This is a genomic window from Pseudomonas sp. NPDC078700 (genome assembly GCF_044542375.1).
Lineage (GTDB): Bacteria > Pseudomonadota > Gammaproteobacteria > Pseudomonadales > Pseudomonadaceae > Aquipseudomonas.
In genome coordinates this window covers 220,094-238,641 of the sequence record NZ_JBITUI010000007.1, presented here as the reverse complement: position 1 = coordinate 238,641, position 18,548 = coordinate 220,094, and the positions used below count along the sequence as shown (strand labels likewise).

Annotated in this window: 16 protein-coding genes and 1 pseudogene; 6 read left to right on the top strand and 11 right to left on the bottom strand. The window is 54.2% G+C overall.

Annotated features, from left to right (window positions below):
• Positions 1 to 103: pseudogene (locus tag ACIGCM_RS21340) on the bottom strand (IS110 family transposase); the annotation flags it as partial.
• A gap of 150 nt (positions 104 to 253) precedes the next feature.
• Positions 254 to 856, bottom strand: a complete 603-nt coding sequence (locus ACIGCM_RS21335; protein ID WP_010484487.1) for a peroxiredoxin — start codon at positions 854 to 856, stop codon at positions 254 to 256.
• A gap of 279 nt (positions 857 to 1,135) precedes the next feature.
• Here ACIGCM_RS21335 and ACIGCM_RS21330 point away from each other — a divergent pair, with 279 nt between their 5' ends.
• Together ACIGCM_RS21330 and bfr are read left to right on the top strand one after the other, a co-directional pair.
• Positions 1,136 to 1,354 (top strand): bacterioferritin-associated ferredoxin, encoded by a 219-nt coding sequence (locus ACIGCM_RS21330; protein ID WP_397504058.1) that lies wholly within the window; start codon positions 1,136 to 1,138, stop codon positions 1,352 to 1,354.
• A 219-nt stretch (positions 1,355 to 1,573) separates the two neighbouring features.
• Positions 1,574 to 2,044, top strand: a complete 471-nt coding sequence (gene bfr / locus ACIGCM_RS21325; protein WP_339487584.1) for a bacterioferritin — start codon at positions 1,574 to 1,576, stop codon at positions 2,042 to 2,044.
• A gap of 89 nt (positions 2,045 to 2,133) precedes the next feature.
• Here bfr and ACIGCM_RS21320 read toward each other — a convergent pair whose 3' ends face one another.
• From ACIGCM_RS21320 to ACIGCM_RS21310, 3 genes are all read right to left on the bottom strand, one after another.
• On the bottom strand, positions 2,134 to 3,555 hold the full coding sequence (locus ACIGCM_RS21320; protein ID WP_397504057.1) for an MATE family efflux transporter: 1,422 nt from the start codon (positions 3,553 to 3,555) through the stop codon (positions 2,134 to 2,136).
• 188 nt (positions 3,556 to 3,743) lie between these two features.
• The gene (gene grxD / locus ACIGCM_RS21315; protein ID WP_397504056.1) at positions 3,744 to 4,070 is read right to left on the bottom strand and encodes a Grx4 family monothiol glutaredoxin; all 327 of its coding nucleotides are present in this window, start codon (positions 4,068 to 4,070) and stop codon (positions 3,744 to 3,746) included.
• A gap of 144 nt (positions 4,071 to 4,214) precedes the next feature.
• On the bottom strand, positions 4,215 to 6,323 hold the full coding sequence (locus ACIGCM_RS21310; RefSeq protein WP_397504055.1) for a molybdopterin oxidoreductase family protein: 2,109 nt from the start codon (positions 6,321 to 6,323) through the stop codon (positions 4,215 to 4,217).
• A 320-nt stretch (positions 6,324 to 6,643) separates the two neighbouring features.
• Between ACIGCM_RS21310 and argF the strand changes: the two genes are divergently transcribed.
• Positions 6,644 to 7,564: an ornithine carbamoyltransferase gene (gene argF, locus ACIGCM_RS21305; protein ID WP_397504054.1), complete on the top strand. Its 921-nt coding sequence runs from the start codon at positions 6,644 to 6,646 to the stop codon at positions 7,562 to 7,564.
• A complete protein-coding gene (locus tag ACIGCM_RS21300; RefSeq protein WP_397504053.1) occupies positions 7,561 to 8,670 on the top strand; it encodes an ABC transporter ATP-binding protein in 1,110 nt (369 codons plus the stop codon). The genes argF and ACIGCM_RS21300 overlap by 4 nt, the downstream gene beginning before the upstream one ends.
• A 57-nt stretch (positions 8,671 to 8,727) precedes the next feature.
• Here the strand turns inward: ACIGCM_RS21300 and ACIGCM_RS21295 are convergent, their stop codons facing one another.
• The 4 genes from ACIGCM_RS21295 to ybaK form a co-directional block, all read right to left on the bottom strand.
• On the bottom strand, positions 8,728 to 9,519 hold the full coding sequence (locus tag ACIGCM_RS21295) for a PhzF family phenazine biosynthesis protein (RefSeq protein ID WP_397504052.1): 792 nt from the start codon (positions 9,517 to 9,519) through the stop codon (positions 8,728 to 8,730).
• 32 nt (positions 9,520 to 9,551) lie between these two features.
• On the bottom strand, positions 9,552 to 10,349 hold the full coding sequence (locus ACIGCM_RS21290) for a substrate-binding periplasmic protein (RefSeq protein WP_397504051.1): 798 nt from the start codon (positions 10,347 to 10,349) through the stop codon (positions 9,552 to 9,554).
• A gap of 37 nt (positions 10,350 to 10,386) precedes the next feature.
• On the bottom strand, positions 10,387 to 11,874 hold the full coding sequence (gene glpK, locus ACIGCM_RS21285) for a glycerol kinase GlpK (protein ID WP_397504050.1): 1,488 nt from the start codon (positions 11,872 to 11,874) through the stop codon (positions 10,387 to 10,389).
• 97 nt (positions 11,875 to 11,971) lie between these two features.
• The gene (gene ybaK / locus ACIGCM_RS21280; protein ID WP_397504049.1) at positions 11,972 to 12,442 is read right to left on the bottom strand and encodes a Cys-tRNA(Pro) deacylase; all 471 of its coding nucleotides are present in this window, start codon (positions 12,440 to 12,442) and stop codon (positions 11,972 to 11,974) included.
• Positions 12,443 to 12,535: 93 nt separating this feature from the next.
• On the opposite strand from ybaK, the gene ACIGCM_RS21275 reads away from it, so the two are divergent.
• Both ACIGCM_RS21275 and glpD read left to right on the top strand, forming a co-directional pair.
• Positions 12,536 to 13,294, top strand: coding sequence for a DeoR/GlpR family DNA-binding transcription regulator (locus ACIGCM_RS21275; protein WP_397504048.1), 759 nt, complete (start codon positions 12,536 to 12,538; stop codon positions 13,292 to 13,294).
• Between the two features lie 153 nt (positions 13,295 to 13,447).
• Entirely contained in the window at positions 13,448 to 15,004 is a 1,557-nt protein-coding gene (gene glpD, locus ACIGCM_RS21270) for a glycerol-3-phosphate dehydrogenase (protein WP_397504047.1), read from the top strand.
• Between the two features lie 38 nt (positions 15,005 to 15,042).
• Here the strand turns inward: glpD and ACIGCM_RS21265 are convergent, their stop codons facing one another.
• Positions 15,043 to 16,032, bottom strand: coding sequence for an alpha/beta fold hydrolase (locus ACIGCM_RS21265; RefSeq protein ID WP_397504046.1), 990 nt, complete (start codon positions 16,030 to 16,032; stop codon positions 15,043 to 15,045).
• A gap of 199 nt (positions 16,033 to 16,231) precedes the next feature.
• The gene (gene metE / locus ACIGCM_RS21260; protein ID WP_397504045.1) at positions 16,232 to 18,520 is read right to left on the bottom strand and encodes a 5-methyltetrahydropteroyltriglutamate--homocysteine S-methyltransferase; all 2,289 of its coding nucleotides are present in this window, start codon (positions 18,518 to 18,520) and stop codon (positions 16,232 to 16,234) included.
• Positions 18,521 to 18,548: the final 28 nt, after the last annotated feature.

Sequence of the window (18,548 nt, the reverse complement as noted above, 5' to 3'; positions counted from 1 at the left end):
GTGAGAGCTTCTTGCGAAACAACTCTCGGCCGGGCTTATCCTGGCCGTGCAGGTGAAAGGTGTGTTTGCCGAGGTCGATACCGACCAATGCTAAACCGCTCATGGTGATGGTCTCCGAAAATAAAACACCCTGCGAAAGCGTAGCCCTCGCAAGGTGTCGGGGTGACCATCTCATTAAACCGGCCTGCATAAGCAGCCGGTTTTTCATGTCTGAACTAAAGCTCAGGCGAGCAAGCCCGCCTGAATACAACCCTTACAGGTTGGCAGCGTTCTCAGACAGGTAAGCAGCCACGCCGTCCGGCGAAGCCGTCATACCTTTGTCGCCTTTCTTCCAGTTTGCTGGGCAAACTTCACCGTGCTCTTCGGTGAACTGCAGGGCATCAACCAGACGCAGCAGCTCATCCATGTTACGGCCCAGTGGCAGGTCGTTAACGATTTGTGAGCGAACAACACCGTTCAGGTCGATCAGGAATGCGCCACGGAAAGCAACGCCGCCTTCAGACTCAACGTCGTAGGCTTTGCAGATGTCGTGGTTGATGTCAGCCGCCAAGGTGTACTTAACCTGGCCGATGCCGCCTTTGTCCACTGGGGTGTTGCGCCATGCGTTGTGGGTGAAGTGGGAGTCGATGGATACACCGATCACTTCAACGTTACGCGCCTGGAACTCAGGAATGCGGTGATCCAGAGCGATCAGCTCCGACGGGCATACGAAGGTGAAGTCCAGCGGGTAGAAAAATACCAGGCCGTATTTGCCTTTGATTGCCGAGGACAGGCTGAAGCTGTCAACGATTTCGCCTGTACCCAATACAGCTGCGACGTCGAAATCCGGGGCTTTCTTACCTACGAGTACGCTCATTCGATATCTCCTAAAAAGTTTGAGTAGTGCGGACTAATTAATCCTAGCGCTGTAACACGACAACGCAATGACGCTCCCGCACTGACTGGGCCTGTCATCATACACTTCGATTTTAGGCCTCGCCCACCGCTTTTTGACCTTAGCTTTTACAAGGAAATTTATGCGCTGAAACACCGTTCATCAGGCTCTGGTTTTTAAAAGCTGATCTCTTTGACAAGCATTCTCATTATCATTAGTATCCTTCCCAACGAAACATACTATGAGCAGTGAGTCTTAACTATGTATGTCTGCCTCTGCGAAGGTGTCACCGACGGTCAGATCCGCGATGCAATCTACGAAGGTTGCTGCAGCTACCGTGAAGTCCGTGAAGCCACAGGTGTTGCCAGCCAATGCGGCAAATGCGCCTGCTTGGCCAAATCCGTTGTTCGCGAAACCTTAAATGAAGCTCAGGCCAGCCAGAGCGCCCTCGCCTATCAGGCGAATTTTGTAGCAGCTTAATTTTTTTATCAGCGCTGGAGCAGTCTTTTTATAAAGCCGGATTTAACATCCGGCTTTTTTATGCCTAAAATTCAATGACTTAATACTTAAATGCAGAACTTAAACATTCGTATTAAGTTTAATTTTAACTTAACTATCAAGCACTTAGGTTTGACAGCATTGGGTTATGCGCTCAAAATTTGATCCTTATATAATTTTGAGCACAAGGCAGGCACGCACATGAAAGGCGACAAGAAAGTCATCCAGCATCTTAACAAGATCCTCGGTAACGAGCTGGTCGCGATCAACCAATACTTCCTCCATGCACGCATGTATGAAGATTGGGGCCTGAAAAAACTCGGCGAGCACGAGTACCATGAGTCGATCGACGAGATGAAACACGCTGACAAACTGATCAAGCGTATTTTGTTTCTCGAAGGCCTGCCTAACCTGCAAGACCTCGGCAAAATCCTGATTGGTGAAAACACCAAGGAAATGCTTGAGTGCGACCTGAAGATTGAGCACAAAGCTCACACTGACCTGAAAGCTGCGATTGCCTATTGTGAAAGCATTGGCGACTTCGCCAGCCGCGAACTGCTTGAAGATATTTTGTGCTCTGAAGAAGAACACATCGATTGGCTCGAAACCCAACTCAGCCTGCTCGAAGCCATTGGTCTGCAGAACTACCTGCAATCGCAAATGGACGAATAATTCAAACGCCTGCACTGTAAAAACGGCAGCCTTGGGCTGCCGTTTTTTTATCTGTCGAATAACGGCTGTCTTCAGTTTTCAGCGACCGACTAGCGGTAACCCTCTTCAGCCAAGGCTTCATCCGAAACCTTACATACCTGCTGGTCTTCCTCAGTTATTCGCGTTCTCTTCCAGCCGCCTCTGGCAAACCAGCAGACTGAAATAATCGCGATCAACACGTTGGTCACGGGGAACGACCACCACAAGCCAACCGCACCCAGATCGGTGTGTTTTGCCAACACGTAAGCCAGCGGGAATTGCAGTATCCACTGCGCAACCATGGCGATCACCATCGCACTGAGCATATTGCCAGAGGCCCTGAACGCCGCGACGACGCAAAGCTGAATGCCGATGCAACCCCATGCCAAGGCCATAATGCGAATGAAGCCTGCGCCATGATCGATAACTGCTGGCTCATCAGGCACAAAGAACCCCACCAAATGCGGCGCAATCATATACACCAGCAAGCCGACAAAAGTCAGGCCTACAAATGCATAGAGAGAACCCAGCTGGGTGATTTTCGAGGCACGGCTGATATTGCCAGCACCCATGTTCTGCCCGACCAGCGTTGAGACGGCCATGGATATTCCCATAGCAGGAATGGTGATCACTTGCAGAATATTAGCGCCAATGCCGTAAGCGGCGATGGTTGTAGTATCGAAGCTGGCAACCAGAAAGGACATGATGATCAGCCCCAAGCCGCGCGTAGACAGCTCGACCGAGCCGGGAAAGCCCAAGAAAAAGGCTTTGCGGATGTAGTTGAAGTCGGGCTTGAAGCCCGACCACGTTATTTGGATGCCGTGGCGTCCGCGCAGAAACACCCATATACCGCAACCGGCAGCGATTGCCTGGGTGACCAAGGTTGCCATCGCCGCACCTCTGACCCCGAAGCCGGGAATGGGTCCCCAGCCGAAGATAAACAAGGGGTCGAGGGCAAAGTTGAGCAACACCGTGCCCAGCACAATCAACAGCGGCACACGGGTTTGCCCTACACCGCGCATCAACGACTGAAACATGGCGAAGATAAAGACAAAAATAACGCCGACAAAAGACACTCGCATATAGCCCAGCGCACTGGCGTACACATTGGCTTCTACGCCAAGCAGATTGAGCAAATATGGTGAAAGCACAAAGCCCAGCGTGCCCAACACCACTGAGCTAATGATCACCATCAACATGGTCTGCGCAGCTACGTGGTTGACCAAGTCATACCGCCCTGAGCCCATGTATTGGGAGGTCAGCGTCGCCCCAGCCATTGCCAGCCCTGCTCCCAGCGCCACCACTAAGAAAGTGACAGGCGTGCTGATTGCAACTGCAGCGACAGCGGATGCACCGAGACGGCCAACCCAGTAGGTATCAGTGAGTTGATAACCGGCTTGTAGCAGGTTGCCGAGGATAATCGGCACCGCCAGTGTCAACAGCGCTCTGGCAATCGACCCTTGAAGAAACTGCTGCTGGCGCTGCGAATTCATTGCGTTTCCTTTTAGTGCTGGCATCGATGGGTTTCACCTGATTTTTGAGGGCCTGTACACCGACCGGTGCTAACGCAATTAGTGCCTTAAAGACACCGATGCAACAGGATCGGTTCAGGGCTATTAACTTTCGAGCAGGCAAAAAAAATCGATACCTAAGCATCGATTCTTTTCAGCACCAGCAAAGCTTATGCTTCAGACTTCTCAACTGCCGCTTTGATCATGGTCTGCAACTCACCAGTATCAAACATCTCAGCAATGATATCGCTGCCGCCAACCAACTCACCGCCAACCCACAGCTGTGGGAAAGTTGGCCAATTGGCGTACTTTGGCAGGTTGGCGCGAATTTCTGGATTTTGCAGAATGTCGACGTAAGCGAATTTTTCGCCACACGCCATAACAACCTGCGATGCTTTCGACGAGAAGCCACACTGTGGGGCATTCGGCGAGCCTTTCATGTACAACAGAACGGAGTTGTTAGCGATCTGTTCTTTGATGGTTTCGATGATATCCATTGGGCACCTCAGGACTTAGCTTTACGACTCAAAAGTCGACACGGTTGGCGCTATTGTAGCGAAAAGCCGAGCGTAATGCTCGGCCTTACCTAACACCGGCGTCAACGGCTGCAAAACAGTCACCTGCGAGCCGGAATTAGCACTTCAAGCAGCGACCACTTCGACTGGCAGCCCATTTAGCGCTGCATTTCCAGATAGCGCATCGAGCTGGAGCTCATCGGTCAGATCATTAGCGCTAGCGCCTGGTTGATGGGTCGCAATCGCCATTTTCACCCCAGGCCGCGCATGCCCCCAGCCATGCGGCAGGCTGACTACACCGGGCATCATTTCATCACTGGCGGCAACCTCAACTTCAATCAACCCAACCCGAGATCGCACCCTGACTCGCTGGCCATCCGTCAAACCACGGCTGGCTAAGTCGGCCGAGTGCATAAACAACTGATGGCGCGGCTTACCTTTAACCAGACGGTGATAGTTGTGCATCCAAGAGTTATTGCTACGCACATGCCTGCGCCCAATCAATAACAGTTCACCCGCCTTTGGCACCGGTTGCCGCACAAAGCGCTGCAGGTCAGCCATAAATATAGCGGGCGCAGCTTGCACAGCTTTATCGGCGGTTTTAAGACGTGCAGCCAGGTTCGCTTTGAGGGGCCCCAAGTCCAGACCATGAGGATGCTCGCACAACGCTGCAACACTGAGTTTCTGCGCGGCGCTGTCGCCATACGCGCCGTTACGCAAACCCAAGTCGATCATCTTGGCGGGGGCCATGGTGGGTTTAAGCTCAGTGCCCATTTTCGCCGAAAAGGCTTTGGCCAAACCGACAAAAATCTCCCAGTCATCTAACGCATGTTCAGGTTTATCCAGCACCGGCTGATTGAAGCGGGTGATATTGCGCACCGCAAAGGTATTAAAGGTGGTGTCGTAGTGATCATGTTCCAAGGGCGCTGTAGGCGGCAAGATCAAATCGGCGTAGCGCGTGGTTTCATTGATATAGAAGTCGATGCTGAGCATAAACTCCAGACCATCAAGCGCCTGCTCAAGCTTGCGCCCGTTGGGTGTCGACAACACCGGGTTGCCGGCAACAGTGACCAATGCTCTGACCTGGCCTTCGCCCGCAGTCAGCATTTCTTCAGCCAATGCCGCCACTGGCAACTCGCCTCCATACTCAGGCAAACCTGAAACCCGACTTTGCCAGGCATTGAAATGCCCGCCTGACGTGCTGGCGACTAAATCAATCGCCGGCTCAGTGCACAGCACACCGCCAACCCGGTCAAGATTGCCCGTCACCAGGTTAATGAGCTGCACCAGCCACTGGCAGAGTGTGCCGAATGCCTGCGTCGAAACGCCCATGCGGCCGTAACACACCGCTTTATCTGCGCCGGCAAAATCACGCGCCAACTGGCGAATAATCTCAGCAGGTACGGCGCAGCGTTCAGCCATGGCCTCGGCTGTAAAGCCCTTAACCGCCTCACGCACCTGCTCCAAACCCTGCACATTGAGGTGCGTTTCTCGGGTGAGGTTTTCAGCAAACAAGGTATTGAGCACAGCAAACAATAACGCTGCATCCTGCCCGGGACGGATAAACACATGTTGATCGGCAATCGCAGCAGTCTCAGTGCGCCGCGGATCAACCACGACAAGCTTGCCGCCACGGGCTTTGATCGCTTTTAAGCGCTTCTCTACATCCGGTACCGTCATGATGCTGCCGTTGGACGCTAGTGGGTTGCCACCGAGTATCAGCATAAAGTCGGTATGGTCGATGTCTGGTATCGGAATCAACAAGCCATGGCCATACATCTGATGGCTCGTCAGGTGATGCGGCAGTTGGTCAACTGAGGTCGCAGAAAAGCGGTTGCGCGTTTTCAGTTGGCCGAGGAAGTAGTTGCTGTGGGTCATCAGGCCGTAGTTGTGCACACTCGGGTTCCCCTGATAAATCGCGACCGCATTATTGCCGTGGCACCTTTGAATGTCGCTCAAACGGTCGGCGACCAGAGCAAAGGCCTCGTCCCACTCAATAGCCTGCCACTCACTGCCAATACGACGCATGGGCTGGCGCAACCGGTCCGGGTCATTTTGAATATCTTGCAAGGCTACAGCCTTAGGGCAGATATGGCCGCGACTGAAGCTGTCTTGGGCATCGCCTTTGATCGACAAAATCTGTTGGCTGCCGTCTGGAGCGCGTTCGGTTTCGATAGTCAGACCACAAATGGCTTCACACAGGTGGCACGCACGGTGGTGGAAGGTCTTGCTCATAGCCGGCCTCATTCTTATTAGGCTGCACTCGCAGGGAGTGCAAACAACGACTATGGCGCTGCATCTGGTGTTGCACCAGCAGCGTTCGCCCCGTGAATTGACTGGCATCAGGCCAGCCGATTCTGTTGGCCAGCCCCCTGCCATGAGCTGGCACGTAAATCCTGAAACACCAGACAATTTGCGCCGAAACGTCATTTCCTTATAAGATTTCGCCTTTCCCTGTTTCGTCGCACTGTGCGGCCTCCTGCCGCAGGTTCAGTCTTTTCTACTATTTATAGTCGGCTGTGCAACCTGCGCCCTGTTGTAAAAAGGTATTTTTGATGAGCGCAAGACACTTTCTCTCGCTGATGGACTGCACACCCGCTGAGTTGCTGGGTCTGATCCGCCGCGCCATGGAGCTGAAGGATTTGCGCAATCGAGGCGTGCTCTTCGAGCCGCTTAAAAACCGTGTACTGGGCATGATTTTCGAGAAAGCCTCGACCCGTACGCGCTTGTCTTTTGAAGCGGGCATGATCCAGTTCGGTGGTCAGGCTATTTTCCTGTCGCCACGGGACACCCAACTGGGCCGTGGCGAACCTATTGCTGACGCGGCGAAAGTCATGTCACGCATGCTCGATGCGGTGATGATCCGCACATTCGCCCACGATACCTTGACCGAATTTGCGGCCAATTCGCGGGTGCCTGTGATCAATGGTTTGTCAGATGATCTGCACCCCTGCCAATTGCTGGCAGACATGCAGACCTACCTTGAGCACCGCGGCAACATCGCCGGTAAAACCGTCGTTTGGGTCGGTGATGGCAACAACATGTGCAACTCTTATATAGAAGCTGCCATCCAGTTCGACTTCCAGTTGCGTGTTGCATGTCCGCAAGGCTATGAGCCCAGCGCCAAGCTGATGGAACAAGCAGGCGATCGCGTCCAAATTGTTCGTGATCCACGCCAGGCAGTAGCCGGCGCACACTTGGTGACCACAGATGTCTGGGCGTCAATGGGCCAGGAAGATGAAGCGCAAGAGCGCATGAAGCTGTTCAAGCCTTACCAGGTTGATCGTGCGTTGCTCGACAGCGCAGATGACAGCGTGTTGTTCCTGCACTGTTTACCGGCACACCGGGGTGAAGAGATCAGCGAGGACTTGCTTGATGATCCGCGCTCGGCTGCATGGGATCAGGCGGAAAACCGCCTCCATGCGCAAAAAGCCTTGCTTGAATTCCTCGTTGAAGCGTCACACCATCACGTATGAGCCACTCAATACTGCTTAACCTTCACGACCTCAGCTGCGGCTACCAAGAACACAAGGTAGTGCAAGACCTCAACCTGCACCTCAATGCCGGTGATATTGGCTGCCTGCTCGGCCCATCAGGTTGTGGCAAAACCACAACATTGCGAGCGATTGCCGGGTTTGAGCCAGTGCACAGCGGTGAGATAAGCCTGGCGGGTGAAGTGATTTCCAGTGCCGGCTTTACCCTTGCCCCGGAAAAGCGGCGCATCGGCATGGTGTTCCAGGACTACGCGCTGTTCCCGCACCTAAGCGTGGCAGAGAATGTTGCCTTTGGCATTCGCAAACAGCCCGACTGCGACAGCATCACCACTGAATTGCTGGCCTTGGTTAAGCTCGACCGCTTAGGCAAACGCTACCCGCACGAGTTGTCTGGCGGTCAGCAACAGCGTGTGTCGCTAGCCCGGGCACTGGCGCCAGAACCACAGCTTTTACTGCTCGATGAGCCCTTCTCCAACCTTGACGGTGAACTGCGCCGAAGCTTAAGCCATGAAGTTCGCGATATCCTCAAGAGCCGTGGCACAAGCGCAATCCTGGTCACTCACGATCAAGAGGAAGCCTTTGCTGTCAGCGATCACGTAGGGGTTTTCAAGGAAGGTAAGCTCGAGCAGTGGGACACCCCGTATAACCTTTACCACGAACCCAAGACGCCTTTTGTAGCCAGCTTTATTGGCCAGGGCTATTTTATTCGTGGTCAATTGTTAAGCCCGGATCAGGTCCAGACCGAGTTAGGCGTGATTAGCGGTGACCGTGCCTATATCTGGCCAGTTGGCAGTGCGGTGGATGTACTGCTCAGACCCGACGACATTGTTTATGCGCCTGAAAGCCCATTAAAAGCGAAGATCGTCGGTAAAACCTTTCTTGGTGCGGCCACCCTGTATCGCCTGCAACTGTCGACAGGCAGCCAGCTTGAGTCATTGTTCCCAAGCCATGCAGATCATCAGCCTGGTGACAGCGTGGGTATCCGCATTGCGGCTGACCACCTCGTTGCATTCGCGGTCCCCGGCAGTGTAGCGGCCCACACTGAACTAGCAGACTCCGGTGTGCGTCGCCATAGCTCAGGCAGCTAGTGCTGATAGCCTGCAACGCGCCTATCAACACTAACTAGCACCTTTACTACTGGGGGATTAAATATCCCCTAGTAGCAGCGTCGCCTTGGCCACTAGAACTGCATCACCGGCAATCTTGACTCGATCACCCACCAGTCGGCAGTGCAGTTCACCGCCGCGGGCAGAGGCTTGAAAAGCACGCATTTCAAGCTTCGCCAAACGTTGCGACCAATAGGGAATTAGACTGCAATGAATGGCACCCGTAACCGGGTCTTCATCAATGCCAATTGAGGGAGCGAAGTAGCGTGAGACGAAATCATGCTGCTGCCCCGGCGCAGTAATGATCACGCCCATACCGGGTAACGTTGCGACGCTCGCTAAGTTCGGCTGGCATTCGCGCACCGTCGCTTCATCCGCAACCACAGCAAGCAATTCGGGGCCAACAAATACCGCCTCGACACTAACGCCCAAAGCAGCAGCAACCTCATCCAATAACGCGTTATCGGGCTCAATGCGTTGCGCGGGAAAATCCAACTCAAGGCGCTGACCAACACGTGTCACCCGCAGCGGCCCAGACAAACTGTTGAACGCTATGACCTCACCCGGCACAGCGTAGAGGTTGAACAACACATAAGCGGTTGCCAAGGTCGCATGGCCGCACAACGGCACTTCAGTCGTCGGGGTAAACCAACGAATATGCCAATGCTCCGGCTGCTTTACCACGAACGCAGTTTCAGCGAGGTTGTGTTCGCCAGCAATTTGCTGCATCAGCGCATCATCCAGCCAGTGATCAAGCCGGTAAACAATGGCCGGATTACCGGCAAAAGGACGATCAGAGAATGCATCAACCTGATGATATTCGAGCTGCATAGCGAAACACCTTAAACGGTTAGAGTCGGGGCCTACGGCTGAGGGGCATTGCCCCCAGTGCCGGGCTGATCAACAGCATAACGGCGATACAATGCGTCCAACTCACCGTTAGCCTTTAAGCGCTCCAAACCCTGCTGAAAAATATCAGCATAGGCTTGGCTGGATTTAAGCGCGGGTGAAAAAGCCACGTAAATCGGCACATCAATCTTGCGACAACCCACGTCAATTAGCTCATTGGCTTTACCTTCAGCGGCAAGATAAGCCTGCATCACCCAGCTATTTTCAATGACTGCATCGACGCGATTTTTGCGCAACTTATCAATATTGATGGCCAGCGCCCGGTCACCAGAAGCTTGTTGAACGCGGGTCTGATCACTCTTATTACGCTCGAAATAAGCATTTAACTCAGCACCATAGCTGTAGCCGTTTATCGTCCCAACCGTAATTTTCTCCAGTGACCCTAGCCCCTCATAGCGCCAGCCCTGGTCAGGCTTGGCATAGAAACAAATGCGCGAAACGCCTGGCGCCGTCTTGGTGAAAATGAAATCAGGGGCATCTCGGACACCCGCGCCAACCACTGCATTGATTCTACCCAGACGAGTATCGTGGATAGCCCGCGCCCAATTGGTCAGTTTGTACTCCACCTTGATCCCGTGCTCGGCAAAGATACGCTGCGCCAGTTCAATGAAAATACCTGGCCGATTCGCGCCAACGGCACAGTTCACAGGGCACCAAAGGTCGCCTGCGATAATCAATGTCTCAGGAGCCGCATACAGCGCCTGAGTCTTTACAAGGGCAATGATAGCCAGCCATAACCGCAGCGAACACATCAAAGGTCTGCCTCGCATAAAGCCAATAGAGGTTTAACTAACGCTCGCTACGCACCCGTTTAACGGCATCTAGCCAACCTGTGTACAGCGCATCACGATGGCTATCCGCCATAAGTGGAGTAAAGCGCTGCTCACGGTGCCAGTGCCCTGCAATCGCTTCAAGATCAGGATAAACACCTGCCTGGAGGCCCGCCAGATAGGCAACCCCAAGGGCGGTGGTTTCTGTCACTTTTGGCCGCTCAACCGTCACCCCGAGAATGTCCGCCAAAAACTGCATAAGCCAATTATTTTCAACCATACCGCCGTCAACCCGCAGCGCGCTGGGTGCGGCGGCACCGTCCTGGCGCATCGCCTGAAGCAGGTCCAGCGTCTGATAACACACCGCCTGCAAACCGGCGGTGACAATCTCTTTGATGCCCGTATCGCGGCTCAAACCAAAGATGGCTCCCCGCGCCTTGGGGTCCCAGTACGGTGCACCAAGGCCGGTAAAAGCCGGCACCAGATACACCCCGCACGCATCACCTGTTTGTTCCGCCATGGCTTCGCTATCACGGGCGTGATTAATCAATTTGACACCGTCTCGCAGCCATTGCACGGCTGCCCCCGCGACAAAAATACTGCCCTCAACGGCGTAAGTGACCTTGCCATTAAGACGATAACCCACAGTGGTCAATAAGCGGTTCTGCGAGGCAACGGGAGTGTCACCGGTGTTTTGGATCATGAAGCAACCGGTGCCATAAGTGCTTTTAACCATGCCCGGCTTAAAGCAGGCCTGCCCCACTAGCGCAGCCTGTTGATCGCCAGCAATACCCAGCACAGGAATGGCGGCACCCAACAGCTCGGGTAAACAGGTGCCAAAATCTGCCGCACAATCCATCACCTCAGGAAGCATATTTGCTGGAATATCAAACAGCTCCAGCAACTCGGCGTCCCACGCTTGAGTATGGATGTTAAACATCATAGTGCGCGAGGCGTTGGTTGCATCAGTCTTATGTGACTGCCCGCCAGTGAGGCGCCACAACAAGAAACTGTCGACCGTGCCAAAGCGCAATTCACCTCGCTCTGCACGCCCGCGCGCACCTTCCACATGCTCAAGAATCCAGCGCAGCTTGGTGGCAGAAAAGTAGGGGTCGATTAGCAGCCCGGTTTTCGCGGCAACGTTCTCTTCATGCCCTGCCTGCTTGAGCGCTGCACAATAATCAGCTGTGCGCCGGTCCTGCCAGACTATTGCCGGATGAATCGGCTCACCGCTTTGAGCATCCCAGACCACGGTGGTTTCACGCTGATTGGTGATACCAATTGCGGCCACCTCATTGATGTCCAACGCGCTCTGCTTCAAAGCCTCACGGCAGACCTCAAGCGTGCTCTGCCAGAGATCCTCAGCGTCGTGCTCAACCCAACCGTCTTGCGGAAAATACTGCTTGAACTCCTGCTGCGCACGCGCCACAGGCACTCCCTGAGCACTGAATACAATTGCCCGACTGCTCGTCGTGCCCTGATCAATCGCCAGCAGAAACCGTGACATGTGTGGGTCCTTATTATTGTCGAGCCTTCACACCCGGGTAGGTGCTGGCCAAAGTGATTCCGCGCACACTCCACTCAAGGAGCGCCGCAATGTGAATTTATAGGCGGCCAATCGCCGCAAATTGTGCAGAGGTATGCTGCGCTAATACTGTGGCCGATAGCTCAACTTCAAGCCCGCGCCTTCCTGCGCTGACATGAATACTGGGGAACTGCTGAGCCGAGGCATCTATAAAGGTCCGCAGTCGTTTCTTTTGCCCCAGCGGGCTAATCCCCCCAAGCAAGTAACCGGTCGCACGTTGCGCCGCAGTTGGGTCAGCCATATCCGCTTTTTTAACCCCAGCCGCGCTTGCCAATGCCTTCAGGTCCAGACTACCGGCTACTGGCACCACTGCAACTAAAAGCTCCCCTTTTTCACTTGCGGCCAAAAGCGTCTTGAACACACAAGCAGGATCAAGGTTGAGCTTTTCGGCAGCCTCAAGCCCATAAGAAGGGGCCTTTGGGTCGTGGCTATAGCTGTGCACCTGAAACTGCGCTTTAAGCTTTTTTAATAGATCGATTGCAGGCGTCATGTTCGTTTGTGAAAATACTCTGATAATGTCTCATTACCATAGCCGAAATATTCTTCCTGAGCAGCCTATAATGGCTCTTAAAAGGACCCTTTCATGACTCTGGCACCGCGTCAGCAAGACATTCTCACACTCGCCCGTGAACGCGGCTACGTCAGCATTGACGAACTGGCCCAAGCCTTCTCCGTCACCCCCCAAACCATCCGCCGGGATATCAATCAGCTCGCGGAGCAAGGCCTGCTACGCCGCACACACGGCGGTGCGGCCTGCGAAAGCTCAAGCACGCAAAATACCGCGTACACCATGCGCGCCGGACAAATGCGCGAAGAAAAGCAGCGCATTGCCGAAGCCATTGCCGCACAGATCCCGAACCACGCTTCATTGTTTATCAATATCGGCACAACCACCGAGGCAATTGCCCGCGCATTACAAAATCACAAAGGCTTGAAAGTCATCACCAACAACCTCCATGTAGCAGCACAACTCAGTAGCAAGGCTGACTTCGAAGTCCTTGTCGCTGGCGGTACGGTACGCGCTGACGGGGGGATTGTCGGTCAGGCCGCTGTCGACTTTATTGAGCAATTCAAAGTCGACTTTGCCTTGGTTGGTATCAGCGGGATTGATGAAGACGGCAGTTTGCTCGACTTCGACTACCAAGAAGTACGAGTGTCACAAGCGATCATTAACAATGCCCGGCAGGTGCTGTTGGCTGCTGACTCAAACAAATTCGGGCGTAACGCTGTGGTTCGCTTGGGGCCTATTAATCTGGTCAATCAAGTGTTCACTGATGCAGCGCCGAGCGCGGCAATCAGCCGGTTATTACAGGATGCCAAGATCCAGCTGAACCTCGTTTAAACACCGCCCAACACCCTTTTACGCTGACTCGTGAATAAGCACTGTGAGCGACGCTAACTATTAGCGACTGACTGGCGAAATCAAGGTTCTTCAACTAGTATATGTTCGAAACTGAACATTGCTTGTTCAATTTCGATCTTGATGAGGGTCAGCATGCCTAATCACAGCACCCACGGCGCACCGATTGCCGAGGTTTACGACCTCGCAATTGTCGGTGGCGGTATTAATGGCGTAGGTATTGCCGCCGATGCTGCCGGACGAGGCCTGTCTGTATTTCTGTGTGAGCGCGATGACCTGGCCGAGCACACATCCTCAGCCAGCAGCAAACTGATTCATGGCGGCCTGCGCTATCTTGAACACTATGAGTTTCGCTTGGTGCGCGAAGCCCTGGCTGAGCGAGAAGTGCTACTGGCCAAAGCCCCCCACATCATAAAACCGATGCGCTTTATCCTGCCGCACCGCCCTCACCTGCGCCCGGCATGGATGATTCGTGCGGGTATGTTTCTTTATGACCACCTCGGCAAGCGCGAAAAATTGCCCGCATCACGCGGCGTACGCTTTGGCGCTAATAGCCCGATGAAGGCTGAAATCAGCCGCGGCTTTGAGTACTCCGATTGCTGGGTGGACGATGCCCGGCTGGTAGTACTCAACGCCATGGCAGCACGGGAAAACGCTGCGCACATACACACGCAAACGCGCTGCATCAGTGCCCGGCGCAGTAAAGGCTTGTGGCACATTCATCTTGAACGCAGCGATGGCAGCCTGTTCTCGATTCGCGCCCGAGCGTTGGTCAATGCTGCTGGCCCTTGGGTCGCGAAATTTATTCGTGACGACCTCAAGCAAGAATCGCCCTACGGCGTGCGCCTGATCCAAGGCAGCCATCTCATTGTGCCGCGCATGTTTGAGGGTGAGCAGGCGTACATCCTGCAGAACGAAGACCAACGGGTCGTTTTTGCGATTCCCTACCTCGATCAATTCACCATGATCGGCACCACTGACCGCGAATACCAAGGCGACCCAAGCGCGGTCGCGATCACCGCCGAAGAAACCGATTACCTGCTCAAGGTGTTCAACGCCCACTTTCGACAGCAGATTGGGCAAGATGACATTTTGCATAGCTTCTCAGGCGTAAGGCCGTTGTGTGACGATGAATCGGCTGAACCCTCAGCGGTAACGCGCGACTATACCCTGTCAATTTCAGGGCACCCTGGGGAAGCACCGCTGCTTTCGGTATTTGGCGGCAAGCTGACAACCTACCGAAAACTGGCCGAGTCCGCGCTTAAATTGTTGGCCAATCACTTCCCGAAAATGGGACCTAACTGGACCACAACAAGCCCGCTACCGGGCGCTGAGGATTTTGAAAGCCAGAGCGCATTGGTCGAAGCACTCTGTTCACGCTTTAGTTGGTTGCCGACCAGCCTCGCCCGCCGCTGGGCAACGAGTTATGGCAACCGTTGCTGGCTGCTATTGCGCGCTGTACAGCACCAGCAGGACTTGGGAGAGCACTTCGGCGCACAGTTATATGCCTGTGAAGTCGAGTATTTGTGCAATGAAGAATGGGCCACAGCAGCCGCCGACATTCTTTGGCGGCGAACTAAGCTGGGGCTGTTTATGACCGCCGCTGAGCAAGCACGCCTGAGCGAATACCTACAAGCACGCAGCGGTTTGACGCCCCAAACAGCGCCTCTGAACTCAGCGCTGACCAGCTGACGCCCCTGGACCCGTTGCGACCCTTCGCTCAGGCGAATCTATAGCTGCGCAAGGTGTGTATCCGTGCGATGCGCAATCAAATAAGGCAACACTGCCGACAACAACGGCTGCTTGAACGCCTCCTGAAAGCGATGGGCCAAGCCAGGAATCAGCTTTAATTGACTACCGCGAATATGCGCCGCCACATGAATGCCATGCATGACCGGCAACAAGGGGTCAGCAGTGCCATGTACGACCAGCGTCGGCACACGCAAACGGTTGAGCAATTCGACACGACTTGGCTCGGCTAAAATGGCAGCGATTTGGCGCTCAACGCCTTGTGGATTAAAGGCTCGATCATACGAAACCTGCGCTTCGTGAAGCAGTTCCTGGCGGTCATCTTTGACCTCCGGGCTACCTAGCGCGGCCAGTAAATCTGCTTGCTGCTCAAGCGCTGCAGCTCTGTTAGGGGCCTCACGCCGCCCTAACAATGCCAGCAACTTTGGGCTTGGTGCAGGCAGACCTTGAGCACCCGAACTGGTCATAATGAGCGTCAGGCTTTGCACCCGCTTTGGCGCGATATCGGCCAAGTGCTGAGCAATCATGCCGCCCATACTTGCGCCCATAACATGAAAGCGCTCAAGCCCGAGTGCATCCATCAAGCCCAGTGAGTCTTTGGCCATATCAGTCAGGCTATAGGGCGCGGACACACTGAGACCAATGCGGTAACGCAATGCTTGATAGGTCAGGTTGACCGGTGGTTCTGGCTGATGCCAGGTACTCAAGCCAACATCGCGGTTGTCAAAGCGAATCACTCGAAACCCTTGTTCACACAAGGATTGCACCACTTCATCCGGCCAGTGAATCAGTTGCCCACCCAAGCCCATTACCAGCAATAACGCTGGGTCGTGATCCCTTCCAACGCTTTGGTAGGCAAGAGTGACCTCGCCCACATCAGCAAATTGAGTGGCTGAAGTTAAGTCGCACCGGACCGCAGAGAATGAAGACACACTGAACAACAGTGCAGCGAAGAACAATATTGCACGCATAAAAATACCAAAACGCAGAACCCCATTAAGACGCGAGTTTGATGATATTTATGCCTTCGCGCTGCCACACTACCGTGACAATTTGATGAACATTGCTGAACGGTCATCTGGGTCTGCAGTAAACCCGGTTCGATCCCCCGTCGAAACTGCCAAGCAGCACTCGCACATTGCATGGGAGCACTGCTGACAGGAGACTCATTTAAGCCAGTTGGCTACGCAACTGACGCGCTGCCGAGACCATATTAACCAGCGCGGCTTCAGTTTCCGCCCAGCCACGGGTTTTTAAGCCACAATCGGGATTTACCCACAGGCGCTCAGCCGGAATGCGCTGCACAGCCTTGGACATCAACTTAATGATTTCAGCGGTATCCGGCACTCGCGGCGAATGAATATCGTATACGCCGGGGCCAATGTCATTGGGGTAATCAAAGGCTTCAAATGCATCCAGTAACTCCATGTCTGAGCGCGAAGTCTCGATGGTAATGACATCGGCATCCATCGCCGCGATGGACTCAATCACATCATTAAACTCGCTGTAGCACATGTGGGTGTGGATCTGAGTTTGATCCTTCACACCCGACGCACTCAGGCGAAACGCCTCAGTTGCCCAATCCAGATACCCTTGCCACGCCGCTTTACGCAGCGGCAAACCTTCGCGGAATGCAGCCTCGTCAATCTGGATGATTTTGATGCCTGCAGCCTCCAGATCGACGACCTCATCGCGAATGGCCAATGCCAATTGCCGCGCCTGAACTTCACGGCTGACATCTTCACGAGGGAACGACCACATCAGCATGGTTACCGGCCCGGTGAGCATGCCTTTCATCACTTTATGGGTGAGGCTCTGCGCATAGCGAATCCACTCAACCGTCATCGCCTTTGGCCGGCTCAGATCACCAAAAATCACCGCCGGTTTTACGCAGCGTGAACCATAACTCTGCACCCAACCGAAACGCGTAAAGGCATAACCGTCGAGTTGTTCCGCAAAATACTCGACCATGTCATTACGCTCGGCTTCACCGTGCACCAGCACATCCAGCCCGAGTGATTCTTGCACCTGGACAGCATGGCGAATCTCGCTGTACATCGCCTCGGTATACTCGGCGCGCGACAACTTGCCTTGTTTGAATGACTGGCGCGCCAAACGGATAGAAGCGGTCTGTGGAAATGAACCAATGGTAGTGGTTGGAAATGCCGGTAACTGCAACCGCTCACGCTGCAGGTCAATGCGCCGAACAAAGCTTGATTCACGCTGACTATCAGCAGCAGTCACGGCGTCTAAGCGCGCCTGCACCTCAGGCTTGTGAATACGCCCGGACTGCTCGCGGCTATGCTGTACTTCAGCGCTGTAGGCCAATGCAGCCTTGACTTGTTCAGCTTCAGGGTCATTCAGTGCCTGGCTCAACAGAGCGATTTCCGAGCATTTCTGCACGGCGAATGACAGCCAGCTTTGAAGTTCAGCATCAAGCCCCTCTTCGCGCGTTAGATCTACCGGACTGTGCAGCAGCGAGCAAGAGCCCGCCACCCAGAGCCTGTCACCAAAACGTCGCTGTGCTTGTTTCAGCGCCTCTAATGCGGCATTAAGATCACAGCGCCATACGTTGCGGCCATTGACTACACCCAATGACAGCACCTTGTAGCTGGGCAAGCGGTCAAGCAATTGTGGTAATTGCTCAGGCGCGCGCACCCAGTCAACATGCAAGCCATCGACCGGCAAGGTAACCGCCAGCCCGAGGTTGTCATCAAGACCACTGAAATAGGTAGCGACCAGCTTCTTCAGCGGGGCATGCTGGAGCAAGTTATAGGCACGCTCGAATGCATTCTTCCAATCTTGCGGCAGATCCAAACCCAGGATGGGCTCATCAATCTGAACCCACTCAACATTTTGAGCAGCCAGTCGCCCCAGGATCTCACCGTAGATAGGCAATAGGCGCTCGAGCAAATCCAACTTATCAAATTCATCGCCCTTGGCTTTGCCCAGCCACAAATATGTCAGCGGACCAATCAAGACGGGTTTGACGTTATGCCCCAAGGCTTGAGCCTCGGCAACTTCTTCAAAAAGCTGTTCCCAGTTCAGCTGAAAGCGCTGGTCAGCACTGAACTCAGGGACCAAGTAATGATAATTGGTGTCGAACCACTTGGTCATTTCTTGCGCATGTGCACCACCGCAACAGCTGTTGCTAACGCCGCGCGCCATGCTAAATAACGTATCCAGTGTCGGCTGAACTGTCTGGGGGCGAAACCGCTGCGGGATCACGCCAAAGGTCAGCGAGTGTGTAAGCACCTGATCGTACCAGGCGAAATCCCCCACTGGCAGAAGGTCGATACCGGCATCTTTTTGCAGTTGCCAATGCGCCGCACGCAGCTCACGGCCGACAGCACGCAAGCCTGCCTCATCCAGCTCGCCACGCCAATGCGCTTCCAATGCCTTCTTTAATTCACGGTCGCGACCAATACGAGGAAAACCGAGGGAATGAGATACAGCCATGATTCAATGCTCCATACAGATGATGGTG